Below are 7,680 nucleotides of genomic sequence, written 5' to 3'. Positions count from 1 at the left end.
CCGTCGGTTTCGTCGGCGTGCCGCTGATGGCGCTGACCATGCCGCCGGTGCAGGCGGCGGCCATCCTGCTGCCGATCCTGTGCCTGATGGACATCGCCTCGGTATGGACATGGTGGGGCGTTTATAACAGAAAGATGCTGGTCGACATGATGCCGGGTGCCGTCATCGGCATCGGCCTTGGCTGGCTGACGGCGGCACTGGTGACCGAAGAGGCGGTGCGGCTGATCGTCGGCGCCGTCGCCATCATCTTCGTCCTGCGCTGGCTCTATCTGCAGTTCCGCCATGGCGCCGATCACGCTGCCGCGCCCAACCGCGTCGCCGCCGCGGTCTGGGGCACGGTCGCCGGGTTCACCAGCTTCGTAGCCCATGTCGGCGGCCCGCCCTTCCAGGTCTATGCCTTGCCGATCCGGCTCGATCCGAAGGTTCTATCGGGCACCGCCGCGATCTTCTTTGCCGCCACCAATGCGCTGAAGCTGGTGCCCTATTTCGCGCTCGGCCAGTTCGACACCGCCAATCTGACGGCATCGGCGGTGCTGATGCCGCTGGCGCCGCTGTCGACCATTGCCGGGGCCTGGCTGGTGCGGCGGATGCGGCCGGAAACCTTCTATCCCTTCACCTATGCAACCGTCGCGGTCGTTGCACTGAAGCTGCTGTGGGATGGCATCGCAGGTCTGATGTAGAAAGGCGGCTGCGCCGCCGCCCGTCATCAGGGTCAGGCAGCGCTCGGCACGAGACGGCGGTTGCCGCCAAAGGCCAGTGTGGCGCCGATCAAGACGGCCAGCACCATGCCGGCGAGGATACCGATGTCATGCACGGTCGGCTTGAGCACCATGTCGGCAATGATGACCACCATCACCGCATAGTCGAAGCGCGCCGCGCTCATCATACGCTGGCCGATGGCAAGAACCTCTGGTGTGACGCCCTCTTTGGCGATCATTGCGCCCATGCGCTCGCCGGTCGGTTTGAAGATGAACATGCCGATCGAAAAGGTCGTGGCGTAGCCGGCCAGGCCGATGAGGATCCACAGGTCGGAGAAGCCGACCCAGAACCAGCACATGATGAGGCCGAAAATCAGCGTCAGCATCGACATCGGCGCGAAGAACCTGCCGCCCAGCTGACCGCTGGCGCGCATTGCCTGCAGTTTTTCCTCTATGTTGCCCGCCCGCTCGGCAAGCATGCCCAGCAGGAACAGCACGAAGCCGCCTCCGACCCACAGAATGGCGGTAGTGACGTGGAGGAATTTGACGATCGAGTACCAGTCCATGGGTTGCTCCTGCAGTGTTCCGGTCAGGTTGCGGCGGCGCTGATTTGCGCCGGCCGTCAGAGGAGCGGGCGTTTAGCGTGGCGCCTGTTTCGGAACGATGTCGCGAAAAACCCGGATCTGTTTCAGGCAATGAAGAAGCGGCTGAGATAGTGAACGCGCTATCTGATTTCCTGCTAATGTACGAATCGTCGGGAGGGGGTTGGCGCGACATCGTCCGGAAACATCGCCGATGCTAACGCGCTTAACGCCGGGAGCCCGGTGGCGACAACAATCGCCTGACGATCAAACCCATTCCCACAACGGGAAAAGGCAATTCGGGGGACAGACATGCAAGGGGTAGCACGGAATTTCTTCACACTGGCCGTCATCTATTCGCTGTGCGGCATGGCGCTCGGCCTGCACATGTCGATCAGCCAGGATCACGGTCAGATGCCGACTCACGCCCACACAATGGTGGCTGGATGGCTGATGTCGGCGGTCTTCGCCTTCTTCTACCATTTGTTCCCTGCCATCGGGCAAAAGACACTCGCCACCGTTCATTTCTGGCTGACCGCAATCAGCGGCATCGGCCTGCTGATCGGCCTCTACTTCCTGCTTGCCGGCAATGCCGCGATCGAACCGCTGGTGGCGGCCTCCTCGATGGGCTTCTACGCAGCCATGCTGCTGTTCGCCTTCATCGCCTTGCCGGCGATCTGGAAGACGGCCTGAGCTGGACCTGGGGTAAGGTGAGGCTGTGCCGGCGATCTGGAGGACAGCCTGAGCTAGCCTGACGCAGGAGATGCTGTCCTGTTACGGCACAGTATGGCGGCGTTCGGTCAAAAAACATCCGCGCCGTTAAGGCTTCATTAAGCTTTACAGGTGTTTACTATGTTCATCCAGTGATCTGGATTCTTACCGAGTGGTTGGAGCCACTTTGTTTGACGCCTCCCTGTTAAACTCCTGAGAGCCGCCTTATCCGCGGCTCTTTTTTTGTCTTCATTTCCCTTTTTGTCCGCGTCTCAGCGGGGCCGCCCAATGGCGGCTCGCCGTTAACCTTCTGTTAAACATGTGCTTGCCTTCGCCGGTGACGAAGCGCATTTTCAAGCTTCAGTCAGATAGGGTTCCGGGTGTATCGGCAGGGAGCCGAATCGGCCGGTTGCAAGTGCAGGGGCGTATCAATGAACGAGCCTTCGAAGGGCAGTGCGAAAACCGTCAAGCTGGCGGAGCGCCGGGTTTTCTCGCAATCCTTCAAGCCGCTTTACCAGGAAGGCATGGGCCTGGTCGAACAGGCCGCCGAATATCTCGACGGCAAGGGCCGGGCCGAGGCAAAGAAACTGTCGCGGCTGGGCGCCACGCTCTATGCGGCCGAATCGATGCGGCTGACCACCAGGCTGATGCAGGTTGCGTCCTGGCTGCTTTTGCAGCGCGCCGCCAATTCCGGCGAGATGACCCGCGACCAGGTCGCGTCGGAAAAGTCCAAGGTGCGTCTCGACACCGCTTCCGCCCATGACGAAGCCGCCGGCTGGGCCGAGTTGCCCGAGGATTTCCTCGATCTCGTCACCCGCTCGCTGCGCCTGCAAGCACTGGTGCGCCGCATGGACGAGGAGATCTATGGCTCGGGCGCCTTGGTCGACATGCAACCGATGGCTCGCCGCCTCAATCCGGTTTCCGACCAGATCAGCCTGCTCAACACGGCTTTCGCTCGGGGTTAGACCTCGGTCTATCTTCTGTTTCCGGTTTGTTCACATTTCGCTGGCATCGCTGTGGGCCGGAGGTAAACTCGGCAAATGGCGGAAGCGATTCGCATCATCGGTATCGATCCTGGGCTTCGGCGCACCGGCTGGGGCATCGTCGAAAGCCTCGGCAATTCGCTGCGCTTCATTGCTTCCGGCACTGTGAAGTCCGAGGACAAGGCAGCATTGGCAACGCGGCTGTGCCAGCTGCATGACGGGCTGGCCGAAATCCTGCACAGCGCGATGCCGCACGAGGCGGCGGTCGAACAGACCTTCGTCAACAAGGACGCGGTGGCAACGCTGAAGCTCGGCCAGGCGCGCGGCATCGCAATGCTGGTGCCGGCGCGTGCGGGTCTCGTCGTTGCCGAATATGCGCCCAACGCGGTCAAGAAGGCAGTGATCGGCGTCGGCCATGGCGACAAGAAGCAGATCCACATGATGGTGAAGGTGCTGTTGCCAAAAGCCGTCTTCGATACCGAACATGCCGCTGATGCGCTCGCCATCGCCATCTGCCACGCGCATCACCGGCAGAGCGTGGCCTACAGGATGGCGCTGGCCGGCTAGCTATGTTCTTGACTTGTTCACGCTGCAGGGATAAGTAATACCGCAGAGGTATTACCATGCGCGTGACCACCAAGGGGCAAGTCACAATCCCCAAGCCGATAAGGGACCGTCTGGGCATCGCCCCGGGCTCCGAGGTGGAGTTCGTGGCCACCGACGAGGGCGTTCGGCTGGTTGCCGTCAACGAGAACCTCTCCCAGGAAGAGAAATTGCGCAGGTTCAGCGATGTCCTCGACCGGATGGAGGGGACGTTGGATCTGGGAGGCATGACCACCGATCAGTACATGGAGTGGTTGAGGGGGCCGCGTGAAGATCTCGACATTGATTGACACAAATGTCCTGATCGACGTTTGGGGTCCAGCCGGACCGATGAAAGGATGGTCGGCATCGGCAATCGCCTCCTGCCGCCGCGACGGCGCGTTGGTGGTCAACACGATCGTCTGGTCCGAGTTGGCGCCGCTGATTGCGACGGAAACGGCGCTTCGAAAAGCAGTCGACATGCTTGGGATGGATCGCGAACTTGTATCTTGGGACGCGGCGTTCCTTGCCGGCGTCACGCATTCCCGCTATCGCCGGGCCGGTGGCGTCAGGGAAAGAACCTTGCCCGATTTCTTTATCGGCGCTCACGCGACCGTCGCTGGACATCGTCTTTTGACCCGCGACGCTGCTCGCTACCGCAGCTATTTTCCCGACCTCGACATCATCTCTCCTGAGACGCACCCATGAGAGCCCATCTTCCATGAAAGGTCTGGCATGATCGGCAAGCTCAAGGGCACGCTGGACGAGGTCGACGAGGATCATTGCCTCGTGGACATCCATGGCGTCGGCTACGTCGCCTATTGCTCGGCCCGTACGCTGGCGGCGTTGCCTTTGCCGGGCGAAGCGGTGGTGCTGTTTATCGAGACCTATGTGCGCGAGGACATGCTGCGCCTCTACGGCTTCCAGTCGGTGCTGGAACGCGAGTGGTTCCGGCTGCTGATGAACAATGTTCCGGGCGTCGGCGCCAAGGTGGCGCTGGCCATCCTGTCGACGCTGGCGCCGGCGGATCTCGCCAACGCCATTGCGCTGCGCGATATCGCCATGGTTTCGCGCGCGCCCGGCGTCGGCAAGAAAGTGGCCGAGCGCATCGTCACCGAGTTGAAGAACAAGGCGCCGGCCTATGCCGGAACCGCCTCGGGCACCATCGGCCTGAAACAGGAACTCGGCGACGGCGTGGCATCCGCGCCCATCACCGACGCGGTCTCGGCGCTGGTCAATCTCGGCTATTCGCGCGACACCGCCGCCAATGCTGTGGCGGCGGCGCTGAAGACGGCGGGCGAGGATGCCGATGCGCCGAAGCTGATCCGCTTCGGGCTGAAGGAACTGGCGCGGTGAACCGTCGCTTGTTCAGTTCCTTGCCGTGTGCAAGGAAGGCGTCATGAGCCTGTCGCCCCGCCTGATTGCGCCGGAAAAACGCGGCGAGGATGCCGAGCAGACCTTGCGGCCGCAGACGCTCGACGATTTCGTCGGCCAGGCGGCGGTGCGGGCCAATCTCAAAGTGTTCATCGAGGCCGCCAAGGGCCGCAACGAGGCACTCGATCATGTGCTGTTCGTCGGGCCGCCCGGTCTCGGCAAGACGACGCTGGCGCAGATCATGGCGCGCGAACTCGGCGTCAATTTCCGCTCGACCTCGGGTCCGGTCATCGCCAAGGCCGGCGATCTTGCCGCGCTGCTGACCAACCTCGAGGAAGGCGACGTGCTGTTCATCGACGAGATCCATCGGCTGAGCCCGGCGGTGGAGGAGATCCTTTATCCGGCGATGGAGGATTTCCAGCTCGACCTGATCATCGGCGAAGGACCGGCGGCGCGTTCGGTCAAGATCGACCTTGCCCGCTTCACGCTCGTCGCCGCCACCACGCGGCTCGGCCTGCTCACCAATCCGCTGCGCGACCGTTTCGGCATTCCGGTACGGCTCAATTTCTACACGGTCGAGGAGCTGGAGCAGATCGTGCGGCGCGGCGCGCGCATCCTGCAAATGCCGCTTGGCGACGACGGTGCGCTGGAGATCGCGCGGCGTGCGCGCGGCACGCCACGCATCGCCGGCCGGCTCTTGCGCCGTGTGCGCGATTTCGCCTCGGTGGCCGGCGACGGCCATGTCGACCGCAAGATCGCCGACGAGGCGCTGACCCGGCTGGAGGTCGATGCGCTCGGCCTCGACGCGCTCGACCGGCGGTATCTCAGCATGATCGCGCGCAATTTCGGCGGCGGGCCGGTCGGCATCGAGACGATCGCCGCCGGCCTGTCAGAGCCGCGCGACGCCATCGAGGACATCATCGAGCCCTATCTGATCCAGCAGGGCTTCATCCAGCGCACACCGCGCGGCCGCATGCTGACGGCCAATGCCTGGCGCCATCTCGGCCTCGACGCGCCGAAGGATCTGGCGCAGCAGCAGATCAACCTGTTCCAGGAAGAGTAATTTTCCAGTGCGCCGCCCGTCGTCTCGGGTATTGGCTCAGCATTGCATCGGTACGTTTTTTGAATGCGCCCGGAATCTTCTCGGTCGTTCTTGGCTGAGCGATCAATGCAGCCCGCGGATCACGTCCATCACATCTGGCTCGGCCTTGTCGCCATTGAAGGCGTCGACGATGCCGAAGGCGCCGCCATAACTCCACACCGACCATGAGAAGCCATGTGCTTCGGCACGCCCGATCATGTCCCTGACATAGGCGGCCCGGTACCCGGCGGGCATCACATAGGAATTGCCATATTCCTGGCGGATCATGCCGAACTCGCCCAGCGTGATGTCTTCAGGCTTGACGCCGTTGGCCTTCGCCCATGCCTCGACCTTTTTGAACGGCGCATCCATCAAGCCGAGCAGCTTGTCGAGGCTGTCCATGCTGGCGACCTGTTCGTCGAGATAGGCAAGCAGGCCGCTCTGCCGTGTCCACGGCGCCTCGGCCTTGATCCTGGCGCGGATGGTGTCGAGCGTCACGTCGAGCTGTGCCTTGGGCACCGCGGTCAACGGATAGGGCAGGCCAGTCACATAGGGGATGAAGTCGCCGGCCCAGGTCGCGCCCTGATGGGTGAGCAGGAACGGATCGTAGGAATGGAAGGTCCAGATGACATTGCCGTCAGGGATCGCCTTCGGGTCGATCTTCTCCAGCGAGCTCGCGGCGGAGTAGCAGGCGCCGGTCAGCACTAGTGTCAGTTTCGTCGCCGAGGATCGCGCCGCGGCGAACAGTTTGCGCTGGCGGTCCGGCCACAGGCTGGTGCCGTCGCTGTCGCAGTCGACGATCGGTTCGTTCATCGGCTCGAAGGCGACCTGGGTGGGATCTTCGCCGGCCAGCGTGCGGGCCATCTTGCGGACCATCTCGACATAGGCGTCGAAGGTCCGCGGATCGTCCATCACTTGCGCCATGCCGATCTTGCGGCTGCCGCCGGCCGGGATCAGGTGCATGTCGACGACCACCTTCAGCCCGGCGCGGTTGATCATGCGCACGGAGTCCAGCACGCTGGCATAGAGATCGTCACGCAAGGTCACGGTCTGGTCGGACAGAAAGGGCGATGGATCGACCGGCATGCGCAGGAAATCGAAGCCGGCATCCTTCAGTGCCTTGAGGTCGTTCTCCCCAAGAAATTTCCGCCATTCCGGATAGGGCAGGATGGCCTTGGCGTCGCCCCACTGGTCTTCGCCGGGCCATGTGACCCATTGGTCGAGATTGAGGCCGCGCTTCATCGAGAATGTCGCGGCCTGGCCAGGCAGCGTCAAAGCCACCAGCACGAGCAGCGCCGCGGTCAAACTCTTGATCATCGCCGTCAACAGTGCCATCCGATGTTATGTTCTGCGGGAAACTGGTGCCTCGCCGGGGCTGAAAAGGGAAGCGCAATGGGCGATCATGGTGAATCGGCGACGCTGCTGGCCGGGCTTTCCGGCGCGCTGACGGCGTTCGGCCACCGGCTGATGGCGCGGGTCTATTATGCCGACACCGATTTCTCCGGCGTCGTCTACCATGCGCGCTATCTCGAATTCTTCGAACGCGGTCGCTCCGACTATCTCCGGCTCACCGGCGTGCACCACACAGAGCTTGCCGACGGCAAGCATGGCGAAAGAATAGTCTGGGTGGTGCGCCGTATGGAGATCGACTTTCGCGGCCCCGCCCGCAT

At 62.8% G+C, this 7,680-nt stretch carries 11 protein-coding genes; 9 read left to right on the top strand and 2 right to left on the bottom strand.

From position 1 onward, the window contains the following. Positions 1-680 (top strand): sulfite exporter TauE/SafE family protein (locus EN750_RS10595; protein ID WP_145967544.1); only part of this gene is annotated, 680 nt, incomplete at its 5' end. A gap of 32 nt (positions 681-712) precedes the next feature. Here EN750_RS10595 and EN750_RS10590 read toward each other — a convergent pair. Next, positions 713-1,264 (bottom strand): DUF2269 family protein, encoded by a 552-nt coding sequence (locus EN750_RS10590; protein WP_127268486.1) that lies wholly within the window; start codon positions 1,262-1,264, stop codon positions 713-715. Positions 1,265-1,591: 327 nt separating this feature from the next. Here EN750_RS10590 and EN750_RS10585 point away from each other — a divergent pair, with 327 nt between their 5' ends. The 7 genes from EN750_RS10585 to ruvB all read left to right on the top strand — a co-directional run bounded on the left by EN750_RS10585 (position 1,592) and on the right by ruvB (position 5,992). After that, positions 1,592-1,972, top strand: a complete 381-nt coding sequence (locus tag EN750_RS10585) for a hypothetical protein (protein ID WP_127268487.1) — start codon at positions 1,592-1,594, stop codon at positions 1,970-1,972. Positions 1,973-2,421: 449 nt separating this feature from the next. Continuing rightward, the gene (locus tag EN750_RS10580; protein ID WP_127320883.1) at positions 2,422-2,955 is read left to right on the top strand and encodes a DUF1465 family protein; all 534 of its coding nucleotides are present in this window, start codon (positions 2,422-2,424) and stop codon (positions 2,953-2,955) included. A gap of 75 nt (positions 2,956-3,030) precedes the next feature. Then, on the top strand, positions 3,031-3,540 hold the full coding sequence (ruvC, locus tag EN750_RS10575) for a crossover junction endodeoxyribonuclease RuvC (RefSeq protein ID WP_127320884.1): 510 nt from the start codon (positions 3,031-3,033) through the stop codon (positions 3,538-3,540). A 56-nt stretch (positions 3,541-3,596) separates the two neighbouring features. Further along, complete coding sequence (locus EN750_RS10570; protein ID WP_127396385.1) at positions 3,597-3,866, top strand: AbrB/MazE/SpoVT family DNA-binding domain-containing protein; 270 nt, start codon at positions 3,597-3,599, stop codon at positions 3,864-3,866. Further along, a complete protein-coding gene (locus tag EN750_RS10565; protein ID WP_127268491.1) occupies positions 3,844-4,263 on the top strand; it encodes a type II toxin-antitoxin system VapC family toxin in 420 nt (139 codons plus the stop codon). Before EN750_RS10570 ends, EN750_RS10565 begins: the two co-directional genes overlap by 23 nt. 27 nt (positions 4,264-4,290) lie before the next feature. Continuing rightward, positions 4,291-4,911, top strand: coding sequence for a Holliday junction branch migration protein RuvA (gene ruvA, locus EN750_RS10560; protein ID WP_127396384.1), 621 nt, complete (start codon positions 4,291-4,293; stop codon positions 4,909-4,911). Positions 4,912-4,954: 43 nt separating this feature from the next. After that, the gene (gene ruvB / locus EN750_RS10555) at positions 4,955-5,992 is read left to right on the top strand and encodes a Holliday junction branch migration DNA helicase RuvB (protein ID WP_023811851.1); all 1,038 of its coding nucleotides are present in this window, start codon (positions 4,955-4,957) and stop codon (positions 5,990-5,992) included. Positions 5,993-6,094: 102 nt separating this feature from the next. On the opposite strand, the gene EN750_RS10550 is transcribed toward ruvB, so the two are convergent. Next, positions 6,095-7,345: a cellulase family glycosylhydrolase gene (locus EN750_RS10550; RefSeq protein ID WP_127396383.1), complete on the bottom strand. Its 1,251-nt coding sequence runs from the start codon at positions 7,343-7,345 to the stop codon at positions 6,095-6,097. A gap of 57 nt (positions 7,346-7,402) precedes the next feature. On the opposite strand from EN750_RS10550, the gene EN750_RS10545 reads away from it, so the two are divergent. Then, positions 7,403-7,680, top strand: a 278-nt coding sequence (locus tag EN750_RS10545) for a hotdog domain-containing protein (protein WP_281062280.1), incomplete at its 3' end; no start/stop codon positions are given.

The sequence above is a fragment of the Mesorhizobium sp. M7A.F.Ca.ET.027.03.2.1 genome (assembly GCF_003999175.1).
GTDB lineage: Bacteria > Pseudomonadota > Alphaproteobacteria > Rhizobiales > Rhizobiaceae > Mesorhizobium.
The sequence above is the reverse complement of the archived record's forward strand: the minus strand, read 5'-3'. Positions and strand labels throughout refer to the sequence as shown.